The sequence below is a fragment of the Anaerolineae bacterium genome, assembly GCA_035529315.1.
Lineage (GTDB): Bacteria > Desulfobacterota > Desulfobacteria > Desulfobacterales > ETH-SRB1 > Desulfaltia.
Window position 1 is genome coordinate 1 of sequence record DATKWZ010000039.1, and the last position, 24,674, is coordinate 24,674.

Sequence of the window (24,674 nt, forward strand, 5' to 3'; positions counted from 1 at the left end):
GAGATGGTTATGCCTGGAGACAATGTAACCATTACGGCTGATTTGATAACGCCGATAGCTATGGAGAAGGAGTTGAGGTTTGCGATAAGGGAAGGCGGTCGGACTGTCGGCGCCGGAGTGGTAAGTGAAATAATTGAATAAAGAGAAATAGATGATGAGCTCAAAAATAAGAATTAGACTCAAGGCATATGACAATAAACTTCTGGATCAGTCGACATTAGATATTGTTGATACTGCTAATAAAACAGGAGCAAAGGTAGTTGGACCTATCCCGCTACCGACAAGCATCAACAAATATTGTGTGTTGCGTTCTCCCCATATAGACAAGAAATCTCGAGAACAGTTTGAAATTAGAACACATAAACGGCTTTTAGATATTCTTGAGCCAACCCAGCAGACAGTGGATGCTTTAATGAAACTGGATCTTTCTCCCGGAGTTGATGTGGAGATAAAATTATAGCAGAGGTGACAGCGGGAACCATGTGTAAAGGATTAATAGGCAAAAAATTAGGAATGACAGGCCTTTTTTCTCTTGAAGGCAAATACTTCCCGGTAACGGTATTGCGGGTTGGCCCGTGTGTTGTAACCCAGGTTAAGACGGTTGCTACTGACGGATACAATGCTATTCAATTGGGTTTTGGCGAAAAAAAGAAATCTCGCACAAACAAGCCTATCAAAGGGCATCTCAAAAAAAGTGGAGATGGTTGTTTTAAGGTGCTTCGTGAATTTTCTGTGGATAATCCAGGAGATTACAAACCTGGCCAGACATTGGGGCCGGATATGTTTAAGGTGGGCGAACGGATTGATGTTACCGCCAATTCCAAAGGAAGAGGTTTCTCGGGCGTTATAAAGAGGCATGGATTCCATGGTGGAGGTGAAACCCATGGAAGTCACAGTCACAGGGTTACCGGTTCTATTGGAAATAGTGCATGGCCTTCAAGGGTTATTAAGGGGAGAAAAATGCCTGGTCACTACGGAAATGAACAAAATACAATCAAGAACTTGGAGATAGCTGACATAAGGCCTGATCAGAATCTTATATTTGTAAAGGGAGCTGTGCCGGGTTTTAGATCTGGATTAGTTTCAATAAAGAAACTGAAATTTGTAAAATAAAGGGCGTTTTGCAAAGGTCTCGCAGCAGAAAGGCTGCAGGAGGAAACAAGAGAGATATGGCTGTTGTTGATGTTCAAAATATAAATGGTGAAAAGGTTTCGCAGATGGATCTTGCAGACAGCATATTTAACGTGCCCTTGAAAGCAAGTATTTTGCATGAAGTTGTGACAATGCAGCTGGCACGCAGGCGTGCAGGATCAGCATCTGTAAAACGTCGTAGCGACGTTAAGGGCAGTGGAAGGAAGCTTTTTCGTCAGAAAGGCACAGGAAAGGCGCGTAGCGGAGATATCACATCTCCCTTGCTTAGAGGTGGAGGCGTTATTTTCGGTCCAGACCCTAAATCATATTATTACAGTGTTCCCAAAAAGGTTAGAAAGCTTGCTCTTAAAATGGCTTTAAGCAGTAAATTCCAGGTGAATGTCATGGTAGTACTTGACAGGTTTGAGCTTGAGAAGATTAAAACAAGGGAATTCATAGAGGTTTTAAACAGATTAAATGTGAAAAAGGCATTGATTGTAACTGATAAAAAGAATGAGAATCTGGAACTTTCCTCAAGGAACGTGCCTGGTGTGAAGGTATTAAGAGTCGAGGGGTTGAACGTATATGACATTCTCAAATACAAGAATTTAATCCTGGATGAGGCCTCTATAAAGGTTATTGAAAGGAGGCTGCTTGAATGATCCAGTATGATATTGTTAAACGTCCTTTAGATACGGAAAAAACCAATATTCAAAAAGAGAGTTTTCACCAGTTCTCATTTGAGGTGGGTCGAAGTGCGAACAGGATTGAGATCAGAAGGGCAATTGAAAAAATATTCAATGTCAAGGTAAGCGATGTCCGGACAATGCAGGTTAAAGGGAAAGTCAAAAAAAAAGGTCGGATTGTTGGGAAACGCAGGGACTGGAAGAAGGCGATTGTGACATTGATGCCTGGTGAACGTATTGATTTTTTTGAAGGGGCTTAGACAACTTGATAAGTGAGGCTTATAATGGCGGTTAAGAAAGTAAAACCAACATCTCCTGGACGACGAGCGCAGGTATATTCAACATTTGACGAGATTACCACTACGACACCTGAAAAAAGTCTGCTTAAGCCGCTCAAGCATTCAGGCGGGCGTAATGCAAATGGACGTATTACATGCAGACACCGCGGAGGCGGGCACATCAGGCATTACAGAATTATTGACTTTAAACGCGATAAGATGGAAATACCTGCAAGGGTGGCAACAATAGAATATGATCCTAACCGCAGCGCAAGGATTGCTCTTCTGCATTATGCAGATGGTGAAAAACGGTATATTCTGGCGCCGCTCGATCTTTCAGTCGGCGATACTGTTATGTCTGGACCAAAGGCTGATATTAAACCAGGCAATACTCTCCAATTGATAAATATTCCGCTCGGCACTCATGTTCATAACATTGAACTGCGTTTGGGGAAAGGCGGCCAGATCGTAAGAAGTGCCGGAACATTTGCGCAGTTAATGGCAAAGGAAGATAAATATGCCCTGATAAAACTTCCATCAGGCGAAGTTCGGATGGTTCTTTTGAAATGCAAAGCAACTATAGGGCGACTGGGCAATGTTGTTCATGAAAATATCTCTCTTGGCAAAGCAGGCCGCAATCGTTGGCTTGGAAGACGACCAAAGGTGCGGGGAGTTGCTATGAATCCTGTTGATCATCCAATGGGAGGCGGTGAGGGGAGATCATCAGGAGGACGGCATCCATGTAGCCCATGGGGCATGCCTGCAAAGGGTTATAAGACTCGTAATAAAAAGAAAAGTAATCGATATATTGTAAAAAAACGTTCAAGTAAATAAAACAGGTTGAAACGCCAGGAGAAATTATGCCACGCTCTTTAAAAAAAGGTCCGTATGTTGACCCCAAATTATTAAACAAGGTAATGGTAGCTCAGGAGACTCGAAGCACCAGAGTTATTAAAACATGGTCAAGGCGTTCGACGATTATTCCGGAGATGGTTAGTATTACTCTGGCAGTTCATAATGGAAGAAAATTTATTCCTGTTTTTATATCAGAGAACATGGTAGGGCATAAACTGGGAGAGTTTTCTCCAACACGGCTTTTTTATGGTCATGCCGGAGATAAGAGATCAAAATTAAAAAAATAAATTGTCTGATTTTTATTAATAGATTTAGGTTCGTGGAGAGAGGGTAATGGCTGTAAGAGAGGTAAAAGCTGTATTAAAATATGTACGCATTTCTTCACAGAAGGTTCGGAAGTTGATTGAAGCCGTCAAGGGAAAGCCGGTTAAGGCTGGTCTGGATATTCTTCAATTTATGCCGCAAAAGGCGGCGAATATAATTGGAAAAATTATCCGAAGCGCCGTAGCAAACGCCGATCAAAATCCGGATATTGATGTAGATTCGCTCGTTATTCGCAATATAATTGCAGATCAGGGTTCCACTTTGAAACGTTTTCAAGCAAGAGCACGTGGCAGAGGCACAAGAATATTGAAAAGGACCGCACATATTACTGTTATTTTAGCTGAAGAGTTAGCGTAAAAGAGGAGGTAAAAGCTTGGGCCAGAAAGTAAACCCGATAGGACTGAGGTTGGGGATCGTTAAAACCTGGGAATCAAAGTGGTATGCTGGAAAGAATTACTCCAATTATATTCTGGAAGATTATAATATCAGAAAGTTTATTAAAAAGAAGCTTTATCATGCAGGGATAAGCAGGATTGAAATCGAAAGGTCATCCGAGCGTGCAAAACTCCGAATCTATACCTCCCGACCAGGCGTTGTTATTGGAAAAAAAGGATCTGAAATAGCCCTGCTTAAGAAAAGTATTGAAAATATGCTTGGCCAAAATAGAATACCGAAGGAAATCCTTATAGATATTCAGGAGGTAAGAAAACCGGAGATCGATGCCCAGCTTCTTGCCGAGAATGTCGCTCTCCAGATTGAGAGAAGGGTTGCATTTAGACGTGCCATGAAGCGCGCGGTTTCATCGGCTATGAGGTTTGGCGCCAAAGGTGTGAAAATTATCTGTTCCGGGCGTCTGGGCGGGGCCGAGATGGCCAGAACCGAATGGTACAGAGAAGGCCGTGTGCCGTTACATACCTTAAGAGCAGATATTGATTACGGTTTTATTGAGGCTAATACATCATATGGACTTATTGGCGTAAAGGTCTTTATTTTTAAAGGCGAAATTTTGAAGAAGGACCTGATTAAAAGTCAATAGATGGATTTATCATATTCCAGGTGTTAAGTATTAGGCATTAGGTTAAATCAATTATTTGACTTCTCAGGCAGTTAACACCCTTTATCTTACATAAAATTGGTTTATTGTTTTTTTTGCGAAACCATTGGTTATTAGTATTTAGGAGAAATAAGTTATGCTGAGTCCAAAGAAGGTCAAATTTAGAAAACAGCAAAGGGGTAGAATGAGGGGCTTAGCCACACGTGGTTGCAATTTGGATTTTGGTGAATTTGGATTGCAGGCAATAGAATGCGGCGCAATCAGCGCAAAACAGATTGAGGCTGCCCGAATCGCCATGACACGGCATGTAAAAAGGGGCGGCAAGATGTGGATAAGGATATTTCCCGATAAGCCATTTACAAAAAAACCGGCTGAGGTAAGAATGGGAAAGGGAAAGGGCGCTCCTGAAGGTTGGAATGCAATAGTTCGTCCGGGAAGAATTCTTTACGAAATGCAAGGCGTCCCGAAGGATATGGCTAAGGAGGCGTTCCGACTTGCTTCACACAAGCTTTCGGTAAAGACAAAGTTTGTGGAAAGGAGCAACATATAATGAAAGCAGCTGAGATTAGAGGGCTGAGTCTTGAAGAGAGACAACGGAAACTGGTTGACCTTAAAGAGGAGTTGTTTAATCTGTATTTTCAGCATGAAATAGGTCAGCTCGAAAATCCTAAAAAGATGAAGCAGACCAAATGTGATATTGCAAGGATTAAAACCATAATAAAGGAAGCTTGAGGAAAATATAGATAAACATGGATACAATGAAAAAAAGAGGTAATAAAAGACAGGTGGCCGGGACTGTTGTGAGCAACAAGATGGATAAGACCGTAATTGTCCAGGTTGAGAGAATGATTAAATATCCACTTTATCATAAGTATATAAAGAGATGCTCCAGGTTTTCATCTCACGATGAAGGTAATGAATGCCAGATTGGTGATAAGGTGTTAATAACAGAGTCAAGGCCGATCAGCAGGACAAAAAAATGGCGCGTAAGCAAGATTCTTGAGAAAGTTGTATAATTAAGGGAATTCGCAAAAATGATTCAGACAGAGACGAGATTAACAGCAGCGGACAATTCGGGAGCTAAGATATTGTATTGCATAAAGGTTCTTGGAGGTTCCAGAAGACGGTATGCAAGTATTGGCGATATAATTGTTGTAAGTGTGAAGGAAGCAATCCCTAATGCAAAAGTTAAAAAAGGGGATGTATTAAAGGCTGTCGTGGTTCGAACTAAAAAAGAAATCAGAAGGCCGGATGGATCATATATCAGATTTGATAACAATTCAGCTGTGTTAATTAATGCGAATATGGAGCCTGTAGGCACACGTATTTTTGGTCCTGTTGCAAGAGAGCTAAGAGCTAAAAAGTTTATGAAAATCATTTCTCTGGCTCCAGAGGTTTTATAAAATGAATTAAGGGATTGAGGGATTGAGGGATTAAAATCAATAGAATACATTCAATTCCCAAATTCCTAAATTAGGAATTATATGAGAAACGGCTTATGATAAGAAATAAATGTCTTATAAAGAAGGGCGATAAGGTTAAAATTATTGCCGGCAAGGATAACGGCAAGATCGGAAAGATCCTTAAGATAATCAAAAAGGATAAACGGGTTCTTGTAGAGAAAGCGAATCTTGTAAAAAGGCATGTAAAGCCCAGCGCTCAGAACCGGCAGGGAGGGATTGTTGAGAGTGAGGCTCCATTAAGCCGTTCTAATGTCATGTTGATGTGCGGCAAGTGCATGTCGCCGGTACGTATCAAGATTAAGAGTCTCGAGGATGGGAAAAAGATTCGTGTTTGCATGAAATGTAATGAGATAATAGATTCTTAAGATCATGTCGGAGATAATAATGTCGCAGTTAAAACTTTTTTATGAAAAAAATGTCGTTCCGGGATTAATCGAAAGATTTAAATACAAAAGCATAATGCAGGTTCCTAAGATCAGCAAAATTGTGTTGAATTTAGGTCTTGGAGAAGCGATTCATAATATTAAACTGATTGATTCTTCTGCAAAAGAACTTAATCTGATCACAGGGCAACGTCCGGTTGTAACCCGCGCTAAAAAATCGATTGCAGCATTCAAGCTAAGGGAAGGGATGCCGATTGGCTGTATGGTGACGCTTCGTCGCAAACATATGTACGATTTTTATTGTAAGCTGGTAAATATTGCCCTCCCTCGTGTCCGTGACTTTAGAGGTCTTTCAGGAAAGGCGTTTGATGGGAAGGGGAACTATACTTTGGGGATAAAGGAACATATCATTTTTCCGGAGATAGATTACGATAAAATCGATAAGATCAAAGGCCTTAATATAACCATCGTTACCACGGCGCAGACTGATGAAGAGGGGAAAGAGCTTCTTAAACTTTTAGGCATGCCGTTTAGAGATTGATTTTTAAACAAGGAGGATGAATTGGCAAAAAAGGCTCTTAGAATTAAGGCACTTAAAGAACCTACGTTCAAGGTAAGGGCATACAACAGGTGCCCGATTTGCGGCAGGCCGAGGGCATTTTTGAGGAAATTTGGGATTTGTCGTATATGTTTTCGAAATCTTGCTTCAATTGGTATGCTTCCGGGAGTAACTAAATCCAGCTGGTAGGCTGGTAGTATATATAACTTAAGTTTGATGCAACAGTTCAGCGACCAAGATACAAAGACATGTAAATAGTGGAGTAGTCGAGTAGTTAACCAGGTGTGTTAGTGCCTTTGTGGCTGAACTATTACGAATCATCTAATATAATATAAAAATGGTATGTTACGGAGAAGAAGAAGATGTCAATGAGTGATCCAGTCGCTGATATGCTGACCCGAATCAGGAATGCTGAAAAGGCAAAATTCAATAGTGTTGATATCCCAGGGTCAAAGCTAAAAACAGAGTTGGCCATGGTCCTAAAGAATGAAGGATTTATCAGAAACTATAAATTTGTTAAGGATTCCAAGCAAGGTGTTTTGCGTGTATACCTTAAACGCGCTCAGGGTCAATCAAATGTGATTGTTGGGATTGAACGTGTCAGCAAGCCGGGCAGACGGGTTTATGTTAAGAGTAAAAATGTTAAGCCTGTATTAAACGGTATGGGCATAGCTATTTTATCCACATCCAGGGGAATAATGACAGACAAAGCAGCCAGGCATGAAAAGCTTGGAGGAGAAATTCTCTGCAATGTATGGTAGATGGAAGGGGTATAAATGTCTCGAGTAGGTAAAAAACTGATTCCGATACCTGATAATACAAAAATATTATTTAAAAACAGGGTGGTTACTGTACAGGGTAAAAACGGCACACTTGAAATGACGATAGATCCTCTCGTGAACCTGAAGATAGATAAAGGATCTGTAAGTGTAAGTGTCGAAAAGAATGACAGGATCAGCCGATCTTTACATGGTCTTACGCGCAGTCTTATAGCTAATATGGTCAGCGGGGTGAGCGAGGGCTTTGAACGCAGGCTGGAAATTAACGGCATTGGGTATCGTGCTGCAATGCAGGGTAATTCAATTGTTTTAAATCTTGGATATTCGCATCCAATTAATTTTGATCTGCCTGATGGTATTTCAGCATTAATTGAAAAAAATAATGTTATTAAACTTTTCGGTATTGACAAAGAGAAGCTTGGTCTTGTTTCTGCGGCAATTAGACGGTTAAGACCTCCTGAGCCATATAAAGGCAAGGGTATCAAATATGCAGAGGAACGAATTCAGAGGAAAGCCGGAAAGACAGGAACTAAATAAACATATTGAGGGATTAAGGAATTTAAGAATTAAAATCAATAGAATACCTTCAATCCCTAAATTCGCAATCCCTAAATTTATCGGATGTTTTTTCGGATTTTGTGTTTTATTGTTTTGACTTTTGTTCAGACAGTACTTCAATGGTAATGGTAAGGATATAAAAAAATGGGTTCGTTAAATATAAAAAAGCAGGCTCGTTTAAAGAGAAAGAAAAGGATCAGAAAGAATTTGTCTGGTTCTACGCAGCGACCGAGATTGAGTGTGTTTCGAAGTGCCAAGCATATTTATGCGCAGATAATCGATGATACAACCGGACATACCATTGCTGCCGCATCAACTGTTGAAAAGGAAGTAAAAGAGCATTCCGCGGCTGAATCAAGTAAAGGGAAAATTATTACGGCAACCTATGTTGGGAAACTTGTAGCAGAGCGTGCTGTTGAGAAAGGGATTAAGAGCGTGGTGTTTGACAGAAATGGTTTTCTGTTTCACGGGCGGGTTAAGGCTGTTTCTGAGGGTGCGCGTGAAGCTGGTTTGAATTTTTAGCCAATTTTATGAAGAATAGAGGGGGCAGATTCCTTGATTAAACAGGATACAGGCGAGAATCAATTAATTGACAAGGTAGTTCATATTAACCGTGTTGCAAAAGTCGTCAAAGGTGGCCGAAGGTTCAGTTTTAGCGCTATAGTCGTAGTTGGTGACGGTAAGGGAAGTGTCGGGGCTGGATTGGGAAAAGCAGGAGAGGTCCCTGAAGCGATTCGTAAAGGGGTAGAAAAGGCAAAAAGGAGCATGACCAAAGTGTCTTTGGTTAACAGCACAATCCCCTACGAAATTATCGGTAAATTTGGCGCGGGAAGGGTTTTATTAAAGCCTGCTTCCATGGGTACCGGAGTCATTGCGGGCGGCGCTGTCAGGGCTGTGCTTGAGGCCGTAGGAGTTCAAAATATTCTGACAAAGTGTTTGGGGTCAAACAACCCTCATAATCTGGTTAAAGCTACTATTGCCGGGCTTAAACAGCTTCAAAGCCGTGAGCAGGTGGCTTCAAGGCGCGGCATAAGTGTGCAAGACCTGTAATCTTAAGGAACGGTAAATGGCTGGCATATTGAAAGTAACTCTTGTTAAGAGCATGATTGGAAGACCGGAAAAGCACCGCAGAGTTTTGCGTGGAATGGGGCTGACAAAACTCAATAAAACCGTTGAGCTTAAAGATATGCCTTCGGTCCGTGGAATGATCAACAAGGTATCGCATCTGGTGAAAGCTGAGGATAAGATCAATGAAGCTAAATGAATTGTCGCCACCAAAGGGTTCACGGAAGCCACGAAAGCGTTTGGGGCGTGGTGTTGGATCAGGAACCGGGAAAACAGCTGGAAGAGGAACAAAGGGACAGAACAGTCGTTCTGGAGGAGGAGTGAGGCCCGGTTTTGAAGGTGGTCAGATGCCTATTCATCGACGTTTACCAAAGCGTGGTTTTATAAATATTTTTAGAAAAAATATTGCTACAGTTAATATACGTGATCTATCAAGATTTGAAACCGGCAGTGTAGTGGATGAAGCGGCCCTTATTGGTTGCGGACTTATTAAAGGCAGGAATGATGGGATTAAGCTTCTGGGCCAGGGCGATATAAAATATCCTCTAATAATCAGAGTTAACGATATAAGCAAAGGGGCCAGAGATAAAATCGAAGCTATCGGCGGGAAGATAGAGGTCCTAAAATAATGGTTGGTGGTGGTTTCCAGAATGTATTCAAAATACCCGAACTAAAGAAAAGGATCCTTTATACACTGGCCCTTTTGATTGTTTACCGTATCGGTGTTCATGTTCCAACTCCGGGTATAGACGGAGTCGCGCTTGCTTCATTTTTTGCAAAGGTTGAAGGGACTATATTTGGGATTTTTAATATGTTTTCCGGCGGAGCCTTAGAAAGGCTGTCGGTTTTTGCCCTTGGGATAATGCCGTATATCAGCGCATCCATTATCCTGCAGTTGTTGACCGTGGCAATACCGCATCTTGAGCGGTTAAAAAAAGAGGGTGAACATGGCCGTAAGAAGATTACACAGTATACAAGATACGGTACTGTTATATTAAGCATTATACAGGGCCTTGGCATCAGCGTCGGTCTTGAAAGTATGAGTTCGCCGGCCGGTGCTCCGGTAGTTATACACCCAGGCTGGGCGTTCAGGCTTATAACGATTATAACTCTGACAGCCGGGACGGCATTTATTATGTGGCTGGGCGAACAGATTACAGAGCGTGGTATCGGCAATGGTATTTCTCTTATAATATTTGCAGGTATTGTAGCCAATATCCCAAGTGCGATGGGGAATTCGTTCCGCCTTCTTTCAACAGGGGAAATGGGAGTATTTGCCATAGTAATACTGCTCGTGTTGATGATACTTGTTGTTGGATTCATTATATTTGTTGAGCAGGGACAGCGTCGAATACCGGTTCAATATGCCAAAAGGGTCGTCGGCAGGAAGATGTATGGCGGTCAAAGCACACACCTTCCTCTTAAAATTAATAGTTCAGGTGTAATACCGCCTATTTTTGCTTCTTCAATTATCATGTTCCCTGCCACTATAGCCAGTTTTATAGCAATTCCGTGGATACAGAGCATTGCTTCTTCAATCAGGCCGGGTAATGTTGCGTATGAATTGTTGTTTGTAAGCTTTATATTCTTTTTCTGTTACTTTTACACTGCCGTTACCTTTAATCCTGTTGATGTCGCCGATAATATGAAAAAACAGGGTGGTTATATTCCGGGCATCCGTCCGGGCAAGCGCACGGCGGATCATATTGACAGGGTTTTGACGCGGATTACTTTGGGAGGTGCAATATATGTTTCCGCAGTATGTGTACTTCCATCGATTTTGATATCTAAGTTTAATGTTCCTTTTTACTTTGGAGGCACTGCTCTTCTAATAGTTGTTGGAGTTGCGATTGATACTATTTCGCAAATGGAATCTCATATGCTATCCCGCCATTATGAAGGGTTTTTAAAAAAGGGCGGGGCAAAGATGAAGGGGCGGCTCTAAGGTGATGATATGGTGATTTTAAAATCACCCGAGGAAATTGAAAAGATATACTTAAGTAATCAAATTGTTGCGGAAATTCTTTCCGCGCTTGAATCAGAGGTCAGGCCGGGAGTTAATACACTTTATTTAAACGATCTTTCGGAAAGATTAACTCGGGAGAGAAACGCAATCCCGGCCTTTAAAGGATATAGAGGGTTCCCATATTCAATATGTGCTTCAGTAAATAATGTGGTTGTCCATGGATTTCCTTCCCAAAAACCGCTTTGCGAAGGGGATATAATAAGCCTTGATTTTGGTGTCGTTGTTGATGGGTATTACGGTGATGCTGCTATAACCGTGGGTGTTGGAAAGGTGTCGGATTCTTCCAGACGGCTTGCCCGGGTTACAGAAGAGTCTCTTTACAAAGGAATTGAAAAAGCGGTTCCAGGTGGCAGGCTTTCAGATATTTCACATGCAGTTCAATCGCATGTGGAGGCTGCAGGTTTTTCGGTTGTTCGTAAATTTGTCGGTCATGGTATTGGCAACAAACTACATGAAGAACCTCAGATACCCAATTTTGGAGAACCCGGAATGGGGATCCGCTTAAAAGCAGGTATGACTTTTGCCATAGAGCCTATGGTTAATGAAAAAGGTTATGATATTGAAATACTTGAAGATGGATGGACTGCTGTAACAAAAGACGGCTGCTTGTCGGCTCATTTTGAGCATACGATTGCAATTACGGAAGACGGTCCGGTTATCTTAAGTGAAATTGACAAGGGGTTAAGACATGCCAAAAGAAGAGGCCATAAAGGTTGAGGGGAAAGTGCTGGAGACGCTGCCTAATGCGATGTTTAAAGTCGAATTAGAGAATAAGCACCAGGTGCTGGCGCATATTTCCGGAAAAATGCGCATGCATTTTATCAAAATTTTGCCCGGTGACAAGGTTACTGTTGAACTTTCACCATATGACATTACTCGTGGCCGAATAACTTACAGAGCAAAATAGTCGGACACAGGCATTTTAACGCTAATTGGGCAAAAGAGGGTGTTTTAGAAAAGGCTCTTATTTGGCTTTAAGATAAAAGGAGTATAATATGAAGGTCAGAGCATCAGTGAAGAAAATGTGCAGCAAGTGTAAAATAGTCCGTAGAAAAAGGGTTGTAAGAGTAATCTGCGAAAATAAACGGCACAAACAAAGGCAAGGATAGAGGAGGAGTCGGTTTGGCAAGAATTGCGGGCGTAGACCTACCCAGGGATAAACGAATTGAGATTGGTTTAACATATATTTACGGTATTGGCAGAACCACATCAAGGCGTATACTGGATAAACTTGGCATTAGTTATGATATTAAGACGGATCAACTATCAGAATCCGATATCAATGATATTCGTAAAGTTATTGACAGCGAAGTCAAGGTAGAGGGTGAGCTTCGTACAGAAGTTTCGATGAATATTAAACGATTGATGGATTTTGGATCATATCGCGGACTTCGCCATCGCAAATCGCTTCCTGTGCGAGGGCAGAGGACAAGCACGAATGCACGTACCCGCAAGGGGCCGAGAAGATCGGCGGTTAAAAAGAAAGGTGCAGCCACAAAGAAGTAATGCTTAGATATAAAGTTCTTAATAACTCATAATTACAGGGATGTTATAAATGGCAAAAAGAATCGGTGCAAAAAGGAAAGAAAAGAAAAATATTCCAAATGGAGTGGTGCATATCCAGTCTACTTTTAATAATACAATTGTTACCATAACAGATCCAGCCGGTAATGTTGTGGCCTGGTCAAGCTCCGGAGTCCATGGATTTAAGGGCTCTCGAAAGAGCACCCCGTTTGCCGCACAAATGGCAGCGGAAGATGCTGTTAAAAAGGCGATGGAACAGGGAATGAAGACTGTGGAGGTATATGTCAAGGGTCCTGGGGCTGGTCGTGAATCGGCGCTTAGGTCATTGCAGACAGCTGGATTTAATGTCGTTATGATAAGAGATGTTACTCCTATTCCACATAATGGCTGTCGACCGCCGAAAAGGCGCAGGATATAAAAGGAGGATAATTTGGCACGATTTACGGGTTCGGTTTGTCGGCTTTGCCGTCGCGAAAATTTAAAGTTATTTCTTAAAGGGGATCGATGCTATTCTGATAAGTGTGCTTTTGATCGACGTAGTTATCCGCCTGGTCAGCATGGTCAGCGTCGTGGAAGAAAAAGCTCAGACTATGGTATACAGCTTCGTGAAAAGCAAAAGATAAAACGCATGTATGGTCTTTCTGAAAAACAATTCCACCTGTTTTTTGAAAAGGCTGAGCGACAAAAAGGCATTACAGGCATAAATCTGCTTACATTACTGGAACGCCGGTTTGATAATGTTGTTTATCGCTTGGGTTTTGTGAACTCACGCTCTCAGGGTCGTCACTTTGTAAGACATAATCATTTTCTAGTTAATGATAAAAAGGTTAATATACCATCATTCTTTCTAAAAATTGGCGATGTAATTAAAACCCGGGAAAAAAGCCATAAAATGCAGGCAATAGTTAATTCACTGGATGCTGTGGTTCGTAGAGGCGTTCCTCAATGGCTTGACCTGGAAAAGGAAGAGATGAAAGGAACGGTAAGGGCATTTCCGGTGCGTGAAGACCTTACTATGCCTATGCAGGAGCAGCTTGTAGTTGAACTTTATTCCAAGTAACAGACAAAACGAGCGGATTCAAAGCTCTCAAAAATTGGAGTTATAACAATGTCATTAAATGAACTAATGTTTATGAACTGGCGAGAAATGATAAGGCCGGAGAAGGTGCAGGTGACCACCAGCATGCCTTCATACGGCAAGTTTGTTTGTGAACCTCTGGAAAGAGGATTTGGAATAACGATCGGGAATTCTTTAAGGCGTATAATACTTTCTTCCTTATATGGCGTGGCTATTGTATCTGTCAAATTCGATGATGTTATGCATGAGTTTAGTGCTATTCCAGGTGTACTTGAAGATGTATCCGAAATTATTCTTAACTTAAAAGGTGTGCGCTTAAAACTTGCTGATGCTGAACCGAAAACAATACGTATTGATGCTGAAGAAGAGGGCGAAGTCAAGGCCGGCGATATTATCAGCGATGACGGAAGGTGTGAGGTTCTTAATCCGGAGTTGCATATTGCAACGCTTTCTAAAAAAGCAAAGTTAAAAATGACCATGATTGTTAAGGTCGGCAAGGGATATGCCTTGTCTGAAGCAAATAAGGATGAAAATGCGCCAACAGGCACAATACCTATAGATTCTATATTTTCACCTATTAAACGGGTAAACTATATTGTAGGTAATGCCCGTGTTGGCCAGAGGACCGACTATGACAAGCTGACATTAGAGGTATGGACCGATGGAAGCGTTCTCCCGGAAGACGCTGTTGCATATGCATCCAAAATATTAAAAGAGCAAATGGAAGTCTTTATAAATTTTGACGAGGAGCTTGAACCGGAGCAGGGGAAAAAATCGGAAGAAATACAAATATCTCAGTTTAATGAAAATCTTTATAGAAGTGTTGAAGAGCTTGAGCTTTCCGTTAGAAGTGCCAATTGCCTTAAAAATGCCGGAATACATAAGATATATCAGCTGGTTGTTAAGACCGAGGGAGAGATGCTTAAAACCAAAAACTTTGGAAGAAAGTCGTTAAATGAGATTAAGGAAGTTTTAAATGAAATGAGCCTTTCTCTTGGGATGAAGCTTAATGGATTTGTGGCTCCTGAGGAAGACGCAGAGGAAGAGGAGTAAAGGGGACCCTATGAGACATCGAAAGGCTGGTTTAAAATTAAACAGAACAAGCAGTCACAGGAATGCCATGTTTAGAAATATGGTCACCTCGCTTTTTAAGCATGAGCGAATCCTCACTACAGATGTTAAGGCAAAGGGCTTGAGGCAATGGTCAGACCATTTGATTACTCTGGCCAAACGTGGAGATTTACATGCCAGACGTCAGGCTCTTTCGATTATAAGAGAAACGAATATTGTTCATAAACTGTTTGATGAAGCTGCTGAGCGATTCGGCTCTATATCTGGAGGCTATACCAGAATTATTAAGATGGGAAGACGTTCCGGAGATGCCGCTCCTGTGTCTATAATTGAACTTGTAGGCGTTGAAAAGAGCAAAGAGAAGAAAACCAAGGACAAAAAGGTGGCCGGAGCAGAAGAGAAGAAAACCAAGGACAAAAAGGTGGCTGGAGCAGAAGAGAAGAAAACGGTAGAGAAAAAACAGGCTGTTGATAAAAAAGCCCAATTAGATAAACCGGAAGAAAGCGTAGAAAAAAAAGAGGATTAAAGGATTAAAGGATTAAGGATTAGAGGTTTGTATGCAGATAATCCTTATCCCTTTAATCCTTAATCCTTTTATAAGCAGCCAGTGCTTCTTTCTGAAAAAGGTCTTCCATGCCTGAGTACCTTGGTGAAAAATGGAAAAGCGTGAATTGTTTTACCTTGGCCATGCCCGCTATCATTCCGGCATTCCCGGCTGTGAGATGAAATTTTTTTTTGGCAATATCTTTGTCTTTTTCGAGAAAAGCAGCTTCAATAAAAAGGTGGTCCGTATCTTTCGCAAATTCCACCGCTTTTTCAATATTGGGTTTGCAATATAACATATCGGTAATATAGGTAATTTTCTGGCCGGGAGTTATTATTGCAATCCGATTTGTAAGATCCCCTAATATAAATTCCTTTTTTCTTATATTTTCCCGCCCCGATTTAACCTCAAATTTTGAATCAGGATCTTGACGATTAAAGAGCGCCTGTTTAAATTCTTTAAGCCATGGGCCGATTTCAAGCCCGAGATCGATTAGCCTTTCTTTTATTATATTAACGTGAAACCTTTCCTTAATTGTAAACCCAAGGCACGGAATTTTATGATTAAGCACTACTGCAGAGAAGGTCAGCGCAGGTTCTTTGAATAGGATACCGTTAAACGGTTGTTTTACAGCCTTTCCAGAAGCTGTAAATCTATTTTTACACCGGTACTCTCTGGTTATAAGCTGGTCGGCATGTACTTCGGTAATATGCAGAGAGAATCGATTGTTGAAGTTTTCTACAAGGTTCCATGAATATCCTGCAAGTTTCCCCCCAACATTTTTTAAAAAGCCTTTGGGGCCGTACATGTAAAGTTTTTTTTCACGTCCCAGAAACAGGCGCAGCAGCCTGTCAAAGCCCACAAAATGATCCATATGGGTATGAGATATAAAAACATGACTAATTTTGAGAAGATCCTTTGCTGAAAGAGAATAAATATCGCCCAGATCGAAAATTACTGCACGTTTCTCAAAAAAAAGGGGTATAAAAAGGCCGGGGTCCTCAAACGGGCCATTTATTAGCCTGGGATGAAATAATGAGTGCATTGTTTATCGGGAAAGAAATTTTGCAACCTGACTGTTTATACAGATATATATATCTTCGTCGGAACCGAAAACATCAACCACATCCTTGTGCTTTAAAAGCTGTTCTATAACAAAGGCTGTAGTATAAATGCTTACAATATTAGGATCCCGTGTGATGTGTCTGAATGGCGCTATCTGAAAGTCAACATCAAAATCTTCAGATCTGGTTAACTTATTGAGACATTGCACTATCTGTTCTTCGAGGGCATTTTTATTGGTGGTTTCAACGAGATTCTTTTCAATAAGTTTTGTCGCAATTGCATTGGAAAGAGGTTCAGCACAGTCTTTTACACTTCTTATTGCCTTTCTGCGCTCAAATTCCTTTGATGATTCTATCTTTGATAAGATGGTAGTTTCGCGGCTGCTTGGCCGGAATATTTTAGCCATTGATTAATCCTTTTTATGTGGTCTCAGTTTGCCATTTTTATTTGGCATGATAATGGCAACATCGGCCGATTGCAAGGAAAATGTTTAACAAGTTTGTAAAAAGTCCAACTTCTATGTTGCGCTGCATTCCCTATAATCAGCGGCTAATCTCTCAAAGGGGATTTTTGCAAGGCAGCTTTCATCAATCATGCAAATTCTTTGAGTCTATTGATAAAATCAGAATTTTAGTGGGGTTGAATATAGAATATAAGATAATCACACTTAAAGTTTGATTGCAGATAATTTGTTACATAAGGTTAAAATATTACAAAAATCCTTGATTCTATAATATAAATAATTTAAAAAGATAAAATATAGTTTAGGTGCTCATGTTGAGTTTAATAGGGAACCCTGTGTAAATCAGGGACGGGCCCGCCGCTGTAACTCCGCCCTTTTTTTCGAAAAGGGAACCTTTTTAGCATTTGCTTTAAACCACTGTTCACGTTGTGTGGAATGGGAAGGTCGCTAAAAAGGCGGGGGAGTCAGAAGACCTGCCTAAGCTACAGTCTTTCAGGCAATTATTTCACAAGGCTAAAAGGAAAAATCCGAGTAAGTCGTGCTGAGTTGTACGTCGCCGAGGATTTTGACTGACAACTCAGTGAAATTATTTATCTGAAAGTCTATATGGGCTTTATTTTCGAGGACGGAAAACAGGCCATGGTAGATCCAAAGGAAAAAAGGGATATCCCCGGATCGATTTAATATCGGTTCGGGGATTTTTTTTATAAATTGTTTGGAGGAAGTGATGAAGGGATACATCCAGGTTTACACGGGCAATGGTAAGGGCAAAACAACCGCGGCTTTCGGACTTGCCCTGCGTGCAGCCGGCGCCGGCTTGAAAGTATATATCGCCCAGTTCGTCAAGGGGATGAAGTGCAGTGAGCTCAACAGCCTGGCAAAGCTGTCGGAGTTTGTTACAATAAAACAATACGGCAGGGACCGCTTCATTTTTAGAGAACCGGAGAAAGAAGATATTCAAGCCGCCCGGGAAGGGCTCAAAGAGGTCAAAGAGATTATGTGCTCCGGCAAGTATCAGATGATTATTCTTGATGAGGCCAATATTGCCACCTGTTATAATCTTTTTTCCGTAGAGGATCTACTGGACTTTATCCAGGCAAAGCCGGAAGATGTTGAACTGGTTATTACCGGAAGGACGGCAGACCCGCGGATTATTGAAAAGGCTGATCTGGTGACGGAGATGAAGGAAATTAAGCATTACTATCAGAATGGCGTGCCGGCAAGGGATGGGATTGAAAGATAACATAATATCCAATTATGTGAGTCGTAAATAACCATTAAAACCAAGAAGGATATAATTATGAAGAGGTTGAATTTGATTGTTGTTTTGTTTGTTTTGTCTCTGACATTGGTTGTTTCTTCTTTTGCCATGGGGCCGAAGAAGGATAAAAAGGCTATTGTTCTGGCCCAATTCGGCACAAGTTATCCTGCTGCGCTGGCAGCGATTACAAATACTCAAAACCAGGTTCAAAAAGCCTTTCCCGATATAACGGTGAAGATGGCCTTTACCTCTTACATTATCAGGGATATCTGGCATGAAAGGCAGAATGACAGGGAATTCCTGGAGAAAAATAAAGATATCCCCAGAGAAATTCTGTATATTAAAGGGCCCCTTGCGACAATAGCCGACCTGCAGGATGAGGGATATGATACGATCATTGTGCAGCCTACTCATGTTTTTGAAGGTGAAGAGTATCTTGATTTGAAATCGTGTGTGGATGGTCTGGATGCTATCTTCGCGATCAGAACCAGGCATAAGCCTTTTAAAAAGCTAGTTCTGGGAAGGCCGCTGCTTGGAAAAAAAGGAGAAAAATATCCCTATCATGAGGATCTGAAAACCGCCGCAAAAGCGGTCAGCCGTGATATGGCTCTGGCTGAAAAAAATAATGCGGCCCTGGTTTACATGGGACACGGGAACAAATATTTATCTACCGGAGCATACATGGAATTTCAGGAAACTTTAAGAAAAATGTACCCGGATATTTCCATATACACAGGTGTGGTTGAGGGGTTCCCATCCCCTGAATATGTTGTTTCGGAATTGGTTAAAGATGGGATAAGAAAGGTTGTATTAATGCCTTTAATGATTGTTGCGGGTGACCATGCGAGAAATGACATGGCCGGAGATGAAGATGATTCATGGAAGACTATCATCGAGTCAAAGGGAATCAAAGTCATCCCGGTGATTCAGGGGATGGGTGAAAACCCTGAGGTCGCGAAGATCTTTATTCAGCACATAAAAGATGTAGCTTTAGACAATCAAATCGGGTTGTAGATTAAGGCGTTGTTGATATACAGGCTAACACTATAAGATGACAATAAAAATACAGGAAAAACCATACAGCTTCAAAAACAGGCTTCAAGAGGCAATCATGACCCAGATATTGCTATTGAGCATGGTTTTGTGCGGGTTAATTGTGATTTCCGCGTGCATGGGATACATCCATCTTTCCTTTATTGATGTGGTGAAAATTATTTTTGCTAAAATATCCGGGCAGGCAAGTCTTCTTAAAGGAATGGATGAAATTTTCCCTGTAGTTGTGATGGATGTGCGTTTGCCACGCATATTAACAGCCGCAGTCGTAGGAGGCGGACTTGCAGTATCAGGGGCTGTTTTTCAAGGCATCCTGCTTAATCCTCTGGCTGATCCATACACACTGGGGGTATCTGCAGGCGCAGCCTTCGGAGCTTCTCTGGCATTTTTATTTAATATAGTACTTTTTGATCAAATTGGACTGGGCGCCTGCTGTGTACCTGTTTTTGCTTTCACAGGCGCTGCCGGAACCTTGTTTTTCGTTATCTATCTTTCATCCGGCAGCGGAGGTTTATCATCCAACAACCTGATCCTCTCCGGAATAATAGTTGCCGCTATTTTGTCGGCTGGAATAAGTTTTTTAAAGTATGTGGCTGACGAGCAGGTTTCAATAATTATTTTCTGGCTTATGGGAAGTTTTGCTTCAAGGACATGGGCGGATGTTTTTATGACATCTTCATTTCTGTGTCTCGGGTTTTTAATCATTATTTTTTATGCAAGAGATCTTAATTTAATGTCTCTCGGCAATAGAACAGCTTCTTCCCTGGGCGTGGACACCGGAAGGTTGACCCTTATTCTTCTTGTTACTGCATCACTGATAACTGCTATCTGTGTATCCGTATCGGGAATTATAGGATTTGTAGGGCTTCTGGTTCCTCATATGGTGAGGTTTTTAACCGGTCCGGATAACCGAAAACTGATTCCGGTTTCAATGCTGGCCGGAGCCATACTGTTGTTGTGCGCCGATACCGTAACCAGGGCCATCCTTCCCAGCGAAATACCAATAGGTGTGCTCACGGCATTGATAGGCGGCCCTTTTTTCTGCTATATTTTTCGAAAACGGCAGGTGGCAGAGGCAGATAGTTGAACATGGCAATTCAAATTAAAAATCTGTCGTTTTTTTATAAAGAGAGAAGGGTAATAGACGACCTTACTATCGAGATCAAAACCGGGAAATTTTACGGAATAATAGGACCAAATGGTTGTGGAAAGACCACCTTTGTCGATCTTATTACAAAACACAAGAAACCTGTGTCCGGAAACATTACTTATAAAGGGAAGGATCTTTCTTTATATTCAAAAAAAGAATTATCAATGGAAATAGCTCTGGTACCTCAGAATTTTTATATAAACTTTCCGTTTACAGTTGAAGAAATTGTTATGATGGGGCGATATCCATATGTTCCCAGGTTTTCTGCTCCGTCTCAGGATGATTACAAGGTTGTATATGACATTATGGAAAAAACCGGAATTTATAAATTCAAGGATCGCTTTATTACGGAACTCAGCTCAGGAGAGAGGCAGCGGATAGTTTTTGTCAGGGCGCTTGCCCAGGACACGCCGGTTCTGATTTTAGATGAGGCGACCTCAAACCTGGATGTTAATTATTCCTTAAACCTTCTCAATATTGCAGCACAAAGGGTTAGTAAAGAGAAAAGGACCGTGATCGCAGTGCTGCAGGATATTAATCTTGCGGCGATCTACTGCGACTATCTGTTATTTATAAAACAGGGGAGTATTGTTGCCCATGGAAATACCGATGAAATTTTAAACAGGGATACGCTTCAATCTGTTTTTAATGTAGATGCAAAGGTATATTTTGAACCCTATTCCGATTCCATGCAGGTTGTTTTTAAAAAATAAACCATGATTGTTTCATATTTTAACTATATAAAAATACTGACTATTATTTTATTTTGTTTGCCTTCCGGAGTTTATGCTCATGACCATACAAAATCTTTTGGTGCTGCAGGTGAAAGGATTGTAGTTGATCAAAACAGCAGGAGGATCTTGGTTGAAAAGAGGTTCTCGCGCATTATTTCTCTTTACGGCGCACATACTGAAAATCTCTTTGCATTGGGGCTGAATAAAGAGATAATCGGGGTTTCCAGACATGAAGTTTTTCCTCCTGAAGCTATGAAAAAGGCTGTTTTCTCATATCATGATGACCCTGAAAAATTTTTAGCAGCCGATCCTGATCTGGTTTTGATAAGACCAATGATTGATCGCGGATATCCTGACCTTGTGGCAAGGCTTGAAAAAAGCGGTATTACGGTTGTATCTTTACAGCCCGGTACAATTGATGATTTGTTCAATTACTGGATGGCGCTTGGCATTCTTACAGGAAAGCAGGAAGAAGCGTCAGAGATGATCAGGGGTTTTAAGGAAAGTATATCTGTTTTTAAATCATTAACAAAGACTGTCGCAAGAAAAAAAAAGGTCTATTTTGAGGCTATAAACAGCAAAATGAAGACTTTTTCGCCGGATTCAATGACAATCTTTGCGCTTGAAACAGCAGGGGGGGTAAACATCGCCAATGATGCAAAATCGGTAAGAGGCACAAATATAGCTGCTTACGGAAAGGAGCGCATATTGTCTAAAGCTTGTGAAATAGATGTTTATCTTGCACAATCAGGCGCTATGAACCGCCCTGTAATATCTCTTATTAAAAAAGAACCGGGCTTTAAAGCAATAAAGGCGATAAAGGAAAATAAAATATATATTATCGATGAGATGATTGTATCGCGACCGACTTTAAGGCTTCTTAAAGGAATATATGGGATCGGCAAAATCCTTTATCCTGATATTTTCAGTGAAGATGTATTGAATGGGGTTCAAGGTTCAAGGTTCAGGGTTCAGGGTTCAGAATATCGGTAGCCTCAACACTCAATATTGAAGATTCCCCGCCGCAAGCAGCGGGGAATCTTCGACCGTAAGGATGTTTGCTATTTTTGGATTCGCTCGCTAACCCCGCCGCAAGCAGCGAGGAATGCGCTCGCTTTTGCGGTTCAATGATAGGTGACTTTTACATGAAACCGGAAGAAATTGAAGAATTAAGTTTTAAGATAATTGATGATGAGGCTGGCAGGCATAACTTTCCACCTGACCAGTGGTCTGTTGTGCGAAGGATGATACATACATCTGCTGATTTTGAATATATGAAATCTGTTTGCTTTCATAAACATGCCATAGCCAGGGGGCTGGAGGCTATAAAAAACGGAAAAAATATTATCACGGATACCAACATGGGGAAAGCAGGAATCCGTAAAAGCGATATAAGCTGTTTCAAGGTTACGGTAAAATGTTTTATAACCGATCCAAAAGTATGTCGGATCGCATCAAAAACCGGAACTACCAAGGCGAAAGCAGCAGTTGACGCAGCCATACCGGACATGGAAGATGGCATTTATGTGATTGGAAATGCTCCCACAGCCCTTTTGCGGCTTATTGAACTCGTGAAAGAAAAAAAGGCAAAACCGGCTCTGATTATAGGGCTTCCGGTGGGGTTTGTAAACGCTGCGGAATCAAAAGCTAATCTCATCGAAATGGGCTATCCCTATATTTCTAATATTGGAAGAAAGGGCGGTTCAAACATTGCCGCAAGCGTGGTAAATGCATTGGCAAAACTGGCTTTATTAAATAATTGACGAGGATATAATGAACAAAATAAAAACAGGAACCTTGTACGGCATAGGAGTCGGGCCGGGTGATCCGGAACTTATCACAATAAAGGCTTCTAAAATATTAAATAAGGTGGATGTGGTTTTTGCGGCAGCATCTACAAAAAACAGTTACAGTCTGGCGGTGAGCATCGCCGGACCTCATATTCCTGAAACAACTTTAGTGAAAAAGCTCTCTTTTCCAATGACCATAAATAAAAAAGAGACTGAAAGGGCATGTAAAGATAATGCCATGACAATTATAAAAGAGCTTGAACTCGGGAAAGATGTTGCTTTTCTAAGTTTAGGAGATTGTATGACCTATTCCACTTATGGTTATATATTAAAACATATCAGAAAAACAGCTTCCCACGTGAATATAAAAACCATACCAGGTATAACTTCATACCAGGCAGCGGCTTCCTGTCTGAATGTTCCGCTGGTAGAAGGGGAAGAATCACTTCTAATTGTTTCCGGAGCCAGAGGTGGGGACCATTTGCGGGAGCTTTCAGTCAAGCCGGAATCTGTTGTTTTTCTCAAAGCATACCGAAATATTAAGGATATAGATTCTGCGCTTAATGAATCCGGGTTATATAATTACAGCGTGGGAGTATTAAACTGCGGGCATCCTGAAGAAGAAATTGTAACAGATATCAAAGAGCTTAGTAAAAGACAGGCGAATTACTGGACACTTATTATTGCAAAACAGAAAAAAAATGACTCAACAAAAAGCTAAACCAAAATTTTGGTCTCTAACTGTCTCTTTGACGATTTCTGCTCTAATACTGATTTTTGGAATATATATAACTGATAATTTAAGCTTTCAAAAGGTTATATCTAGGCTTTTATGGCCGCTTTTTCGTCTTATGCTTTTTATCTGCGCGGGCCTTGTGGCAGGCCAGGTAATTGAAGCTTCGGGCTGGACAAAAACCCTTGCCGCATTAGCCAGGCCTTTTTTTAAATTCAGCAATCTTGGCGATAGGTGCAGCGCTGCTTTTACAACCGCTTTTTTTTCAGGCGTTGCTGCAAATGCAATGCTTCTGGACTTTTATAAAGAAGGGAAAATATGTCGAAGGCAGCTTTTTCTATCCAATTTCGTCAATCAGTTTCCGGCTTATTTTCTTCATCTCCCAACAACAATTTTTATTGTTTTACCACTTACAGGCCTGGCCGGAGCTTTCTATTTCATTATAACCTTTGCTGCTACACTTTTTAGAACAGCGCTCTTTCTGATTTACGGGCACATAAGACCGTCTGTGCAAGAGTGCGATTTAAAAAAAGAAGAAAAAGAACTTCCCATGCAGCACAATAAAAGGCAGGGGGAAATAGTAAAGAGTATAAAAAAGAGGCTGCCGGGTCGCATTATAAATATTGCTGTTTATGTAATACCTGTCTATGTTCTTGTTTTTGTTTTAAATGAGATGGGTATTTTTAATACGCTGCGTGAATGGCTCGCGGGCTATTTTGTCACAACCTTTATGCCTGTTGAAGCCCTTTCAATTGTGATTTTAAGTTTTGCCGCTGAATTTACTTCAGGATTTGCGGCAGCAGGGGCGCTTCTTGATGCCGGAGTAATTACAATAAAACAGACTGTTTTAGCCCTGTTAATAGGAAATATAATTGCATTTCCGGTTCGTGCTCTGCGTCATCAGTTGCCAAGGTATATCGGAATTTTTTCTCCGAAAATGGGGACTCAATTATTGATTATGGGCCAGGGCTTTCGGATTGTGAGCCTTGTTATTATTGGCACAATTTACTATTATTTAGGGTAAATCCGATTTTTTACGAATTCAGT

41 protein-coding genes and 1 riboswitch are annotated in these 24,674 nt (G+C 41.1%); of the genes, 39 read left to right on the plus strand and 2 right to left on the minus strand.

Annotated features, from left to right (window positions below; all coding sequences use genetic code 11):
- The 31 genes from tuf to rplQ all read left to right on the plus strand — a co-directional run.
- Window positions 1-141 (plus strand): elongation factor Tu (gene tuf, locus VMW78_07430; GenBank protein ID HUV50831.1); only part of this gene is annotated, 141 nt, incomplete at its 5' end.
- Window positions 142-151: 10 nt separating this feature from the next.
- A complete protein-coding gene (gene rpsJ / locus VMW78_07435) occupies window positions 152-460 on the plus strand; it encodes a 30S ribosomal protein S10 (protein ID HUV50832.1) in 309 nt (102 codons plus the stop codon).
- A gap of 20 nt (window positions 461-480) precedes the next feature.
- Complete coding sequence (gene rplC / locus VMW78_07440) at window positions 481-1,113, plus strand: 50S ribosomal protein L3 (GenBank protein ID HUV50833.1); 633 nt, start codon at window positions 481-483, stop codon at window positions 1,111-1,113.
- A gap of 56 nt (window positions 1,114-1,169) precedes the next feature.
- Window positions 1,170-1,793: a 50S ribosomal protein L4 gene (gene rplD / locus VMW78_07445; protein HUV50834.1), complete on the plus strand. Its 624-nt coding sequence runs from the start codon at window positions 1,170-1,172 to the stop codon at window positions 1,791-1,793.
- Complete coding sequence (locus VMW78_07450; protein ID HUV50835.1) at window positions 1,790-2,077, plus strand: 50S ribosomal protein L23; 288 nt, start codon at window positions 1,790-1,792, stop codon at window positions 2,075-2,077. The genes rplD and VMW78_07450 overlap by 4 nt, the downstream gene beginning before the upstream one ends.
- Before the next feature lie 24 nt (window positions 2,078-2,101).
- On the plus strand, window positions 2,102-2,929 hold the full coding sequence (gene rplB, locus VMW78_07455) for a 50S ribosomal protein L2 (protein HUV50836.1): 828 nt from the start codon (window positions 2,102-2,104) through the stop codon (window positions 2,927-2,929).
- 26 nt (window positions 2,930-2,955) lie between these two features.
- Window positions 2,956-3,237, plus strand: a complete 282-nt coding sequence (gene rpsS / locus VMW78_07460) for a 30S ribosomal protein S19 (protein HUV50837.1) — start codon at window positions 2,956-2,958, stop codon at window positions 3,235-3,237.
- A 46-nt stretch (window positions 3,238-3,283) separates the two neighbouring features.
- Complete coding sequence (gene rplV, locus VMW78_07465) at window positions 3,284-3,631, plus strand: 50S ribosomal protein L22 (protein ID HUV50838.1); 348 nt, start codon at window positions 3,284-3,286, stop codon at window positions 3,629-3,631.
- 16 nt (window positions 3,632-3,647) lie between these two features.
- Complete coding sequence (gene rpsC, locus VMW78_07470) at window positions 3,648-4,310, plus strand: 30S ribosomal protein S3 (GenBank protein HUV50839.1); 663 nt, start codon at window positions 3,648-3,650, stop codon at window positions 4,308-4,310.
- Between the two features lie 154 nt (window positions 4,311-4,464).
- The gene (rplP, locus tag VMW78_07475) at window positions 4,465-4,878 is read left to right on the plus strand and encodes a 50S ribosomal protein L16 (GenBank protein HUV50840.1); all 414 of its coding nucleotides are present in this window, start codon (window positions 4,465-4,467) and stop codon (window positions 4,876-4,878) included.
- Window positions 4,878-5,060 carry a 50S ribosomal protein L29 gene (gene rpmC / locus VMW78_07480; GenBank protein ID HUV50841.1) on the plus strand — a complete coding sequence of 61 codons (183 nt, stop codon included), beginning with the start codon at window positions 4,878-4,880 and terminating at the stop codon, window positions 5,058-5,060. The genes rplP and rpmC overlap by 1 nt, the downstream gene beginning before the upstream one ends.
- Before the next feature lie 26 nt (window positions 5,061-5,086).
- Window positions 5,087-5,344, plus strand: a complete 258-nt coding sequence (gene rpsQ / locus VMW78_07485; GenBank protein HUV50842.1) for a 30S ribosomal protein S17 — start codon at window positions 5,087-5,089, stop codon at window positions 5,342-5,344.
- 18 nt (window positions 5,345-5,362) lie between these two features.
- Window positions 5,363-5,731 (plus strand): 50S ribosomal protein L14, encoded by a 369-nt coding sequence (gene rplN / locus VMW78_07490; GenBank protein HUV50843.1) that lies wholly within the window; start codon window positions 5,363-5,365, stop codon window positions 5,729-5,731.
- A 95-nt stretch (window positions 5,732-5,826) separates the two neighbouring features.
- The gene (gene rplX, locus VMW78_07495; GenBank protein ID HUV50844.1) at window positions 5,827-6,156 is read left to right on the plus strand and encodes a 50S ribosomal protein L24; all 330 of its coding nucleotides are present in this window, start codon (window positions 5,827-5,829) and stop codon (window positions 6,154-6,156) included.
- 19 nt (window positions 6,157-6,175) lie between these two features.
- Window positions 6,176-6,715: a 50S ribosomal protein L5 gene (gene rplE, locus VMW78_07500; protein HUV50845.1), complete on the plus strand. Its 540-nt coding sequence runs from the start codon at window positions 6,176-6,178 to the stop codon at window positions 6,713-6,715.
- Between the two features lie 21 nt (window positions 6,716-6,736).
- The gene (locus VMW78_07505; GenBank protein HUV50846.1) at window positions 6,737-6,922 is read left to right on the plus strand and encodes a type Z 30S ribosomal protein S14; all 186 of its coding nucleotides are present in this window, start codon (window positions 6,737-6,739) and stop codon (window positions 6,920-6,922) included.
- Between the two features lie 173 nt (window positions 6,923-7,095).
- Complete coding sequence (gene rpsH / locus VMW78_07510; protein HUV50847.1) at window positions 7,096-7,494, plus strand: 30S ribosomal protein S8; 399 nt, start codon at window positions 7,096-7,098, stop codon at window positions 7,492-7,494.
- A gap of 15 nt (window positions 7,495-7,509) precedes the next feature.
- A complete protein-coding gene (rplF, locus tag VMW78_07515; GenBank protein HUV50848.1) occupies window positions 7,510-8,049 on the plus strand; it encodes a 50S ribosomal protein L6 in 540 nt (179 codons plus the stop codon).
- A 165-nt stretch (window positions 8,050-8,214) separates the two neighbouring features.
- Window positions 8,215-8,592: a 50S ribosomal protein L18 gene (gene rplR / locus VMW78_07520; protein ID HUV50849.1), complete on the plus strand. Its 378-nt coding sequence runs from the start codon at window positions 8,215-8,217 to the stop codon at window positions 8,590-8,592.
- Between the two features lie 33 nt (window positions 8,593-8,625).
- Window positions 8,626-9,120, plus strand: a complete 495-nt coding sequence (gene rpsE / locus VMW78_07525) for a 30S ribosomal protein S5 (GenBank protein ID HUV50850.1) — start codon at window positions 8,626-8,628, stop codon at window positions 9,118-9,120.
- Window positions 9,121-9,136: 16 nt separating this feature from the next.
- Window positions 9,137-9,334 carry a 50S ribosomal protein L30 gene (gene rpmD, locus VMW78_07530; GenBank protein ID HUV50851.1) on the plus strand — a complete coding sequence of 66 codons (198 nt, stop codon included), beginning with the start codon at window positions 9,137-9,139 and terminating at the stop codon, window positions 9,332-9,334.
- Complete coding sequence (gene rplO / locus VMW78_07535; GenBank protein ID HUV50852.1) at window positions 9,321-9,764, plus strand: 50S ribosomal protein L15; 444 nt, start codon at window positions 9,321-9,323, stop codon at window positions 9,762-9,764. The genes rpmD and rplO overlap by 14 nt, the downstream gene beginning before the upstream one ends.
- Window positions 9,764-11,080 carry a preprotein translocase subunit SecY gene (secY, locus tag VMW78_07540; protein HUV50853.1) on the plus strand — a complete coding sequence of 439 codons (1,317 nt, stop codon included), beginning with the start codon at window positions 9,764-9,766 and terminating at the stop codon, window positions 11,078-11,080. The genes rplO and secY overlap by 1 nt, the downstream gene beginning before the upstream one ends.
- Window positions 11,081-11,089: 9 nt before the next feature.
- Complete coding sequence (gene map / locus VMW78_07545; GenBank protein ID HUV50854.1) at window positions 11,090-11,878, plus strand: type I methionyl aminopeptidase; 789 nt, start codon at window positions 11,090-11,092, stop codon at window positions 11,876-11,878.
- Window positions 11,850-12,068 (plus strand): translation initiation factor IF-1, encoded by a 219-nt coding sequence (gene infA, locus VMW78_07550; GenBank protein ID HUV50855.1) that lies wholly within the window; start codon window positions 11,850-11,852, stop codon window positions 12,066-12,068. The genes map and infA overlap by 29 nt, the downstream gene beginning before the upstream one ends.
- Window positions 12,069-12,156: 88 nt before the next feature.
- Window positions 12,157-12,270, plus strand: coding sequence for a 50S ribosomal protein L36 (gene rpmJ, locus VMW78_07555; protein ID HUV50856.1), 114 nt, complete (start codon window positions 12,157-12,159; stop codon window positions 12,268-12,270).
- A 13-nt stretch (window positions 12,271-12,283) separates the two neighbouring features.
- On the plus strand, window positions 12,284-12,667 hold the full coding sequence (rpsM, locus tag VMW78_07560) for a 30S ribosomal protein S13 (GenBank protein ID HUV50857.1): 384 nt from the start codon (window positions 12,284-12,286) through the stop codon (window positions 12,665-12,667).
- Window positions 12,668-12,716: 49 nt separating this feature from the next.
- On the plus strand, window positions 12,717-13,103 hold the full coding sequence (gene rpsK, locus VMW78_07565; GenBank protein ID HUV50858.1) for a 30S ribosomal protein S11: 387 nt from the start codon (window positions 12,717-12,719) through the stop codon (window positions 13,101-13,103).
- A 12-nt stretch (window positions 13,104-13,115) separates the two neighbouring features.
- Complete coding sequence (gene rpsD, locus VMW78_07570) at window positions 13,116-13,745, plus strand: 30S ribosomal protein S4 (GenBank protein ID HUV50859.1); 630 nt, start codon at window positions 13,116-13,118, stop codon at window positions 13,743-13,745.
- A gap of 66 nt (window positions 13,746-13,811) precedes the next feature.
- Window positions 13,812-14,816 carry a DNA-directed RNA polymerase subunit alpha gene (locus VMW78_07575; GenBank protein ID HUV50860.1) on the plus strand — a complete coding sequence of 335 codons (1,005 nt, stop codon included), beginning with the start codon at window positions 13,812-13,814 and terminating at the stop codon, window positions 14,814-14,816.
- 10 nt (window positions 14,817-14,826) lie between these two features.
- Window positions 14,827-15,360 carry a 50S ribosomal protein L17 gene (gene rplQ, locus VMW78_07580; GenBank protein ID HUV50861.1) on the plus strand — a complete coding sequence of 178 codons (534 nt, stop codon included), beginning with the start codon at window positions 14,827-14,829 and terminating at the stop codon, window positions 15,358-15,360.
- 52 nt (window positions 15,361-15,412) lie between these two features.
- Here the strand turns inward: rplQ and VMW78_07585 are convergent, their stop codons facing one another.
- Window positions 15,413-16,423, minus strand: a complete 1,011-nt coding sequence (locus VMW78_07585; GenBank protein HUV50862.1) for a ribonuclease Z — start codon at window positions 16,421-16,423, stop codon at window positions 15,413-15,415.
- 3 nt (window positions 16,424-16,426) lie between these two features.
- The gene (locus VMW78_07590; protein ID HUV50863.1) at window positions 16,427-16,849 is read right to left on the minus strand and encodes a hypothetical protein; all 423 of its coding nucleotides are present in this window, start codon (window positions 16,847-16,849) and stop codon (window positions 16,427-16,429) included.
- A gap of 343 nt (window positions 16,850-17,192) precedes the next feature.
- Window positions 17,193-17,402, plus strand: a riboswitch (cobalamin riboswitch).
- Window positions 17,403-17,633: 231 nt separating this feature from the next.
- On the opposite strand from VMW78_07590, the gene cobO reads away from it, so the two are divergent.
- The 8 genes from cobO to VMW78_07630 all read left to right on the plus strand — a co-directional run bounded on the left by cobO (window position 17,634) and on the right by VMW78_07630 (window position 24,651).
- The gene (gene cobO / locus VMW78_07595; GenBank protein ID HUV50864.1) at window positions 17,634-18,149 is read left to right on the plus strand and encodes a cob(I)yrinic acid a,c-diamide adenosyltransferase; all 516 of its coding nucleotides are present in this window, start codon (window positions 17,634-17,636) and stop codon (window positions 18,147-18,149) included.
- Between the two features lie 57 nt (window positions 18,150-18,206).
- Complete coding sequence (locus VMW78_07600) at window positions 18,207-19,181, plus strand: sirohydrochlorin cobaltochelatase (GenBank protein ID HUV50865.1); 975 nt, start codon at window positions 18,207-18,209, stop codon at window positions 19,179-19,181.
- A gap of 37 nt (window positions 19,182-19,218) precedes the next feature.
- Window positions 19,219-20,307 (plus strand): iron ABC transporter permease, encoded by a 1,089-nt coding sequence (locus tag VMW78_07605; GenBank protein ID HUV50866.1) that lies wholly within the window; start codon window positions 19,219-19,221, stop codon window positions 20,305-20,307.
- A gap of 2 nt (window positions 20,308-20,309) precedes the next feature.
- The gene (locus VMW78_07610; protein HUV50867.1) at window positions 20,310-21,083 is read left to right on the plus strand and encodes an ABC transporter ATP-binding protein; all 774 of its coding nucleotides are present in this window, start codon (window positions 20,310-20,312) and stop codon (window positions 21,081-21,083) included.
- A 3-nt stretch (window positions 21,084-21,086) separates the two neighbouring features.
- Window positions 21,087-22,097 (plus strand): ABC transporter substrate-binding protein, encoded by a 1,011-nt coding sequence (locus VMW78_07615; GenBank protein ID HUV50868.1) that lies wholly within the window; start codon window positions 21,087-21,089, stop codon window positions 22,095-22,097.
- Between the two features lie 152 nt (window positions 22,098-22,249).
- Window positions 22,250-22,867, plus strand: a complete 618-nt coding sequence (locus VMW78_07620) for a precorrin-8X methylmutase (protein ID HUV50869.1) — start codon at window positions 22,250-22,252, stop codon at window positions 22,865-22,867.
- Between the two features lie 10 nt (window positions 22,868-22,877).
- The gene (cobI, locus tag VMW78_07625; protein ID HUV50870.1) at window positions 22,878-23,615 is read left to right on the plus strand and encodes a precorrin-2 C(20)-methyltransferase; all 738 of its coding nucleotides are present in this window, start codon (window positions 22,878-22,880) and stop codon (window positions 23,613-23,615) included.
- Window positions 23,616-23,745: 130 nt separating this feature from the next.
- The gene (locus VMW78_07630; GenBank protein HUV50871.1) at window positions 23,746-24,651 is read left to right on the plus strand and encodes a nucleoside recognition protein; all 906 of its coding nucleotides are present in this window, start codon (window positions 23,746-23,748) and stop codon (window positions 24,649-24,651) included.
- Window positions 24,652-24,674: the final 23 nt, after the last annotated feature.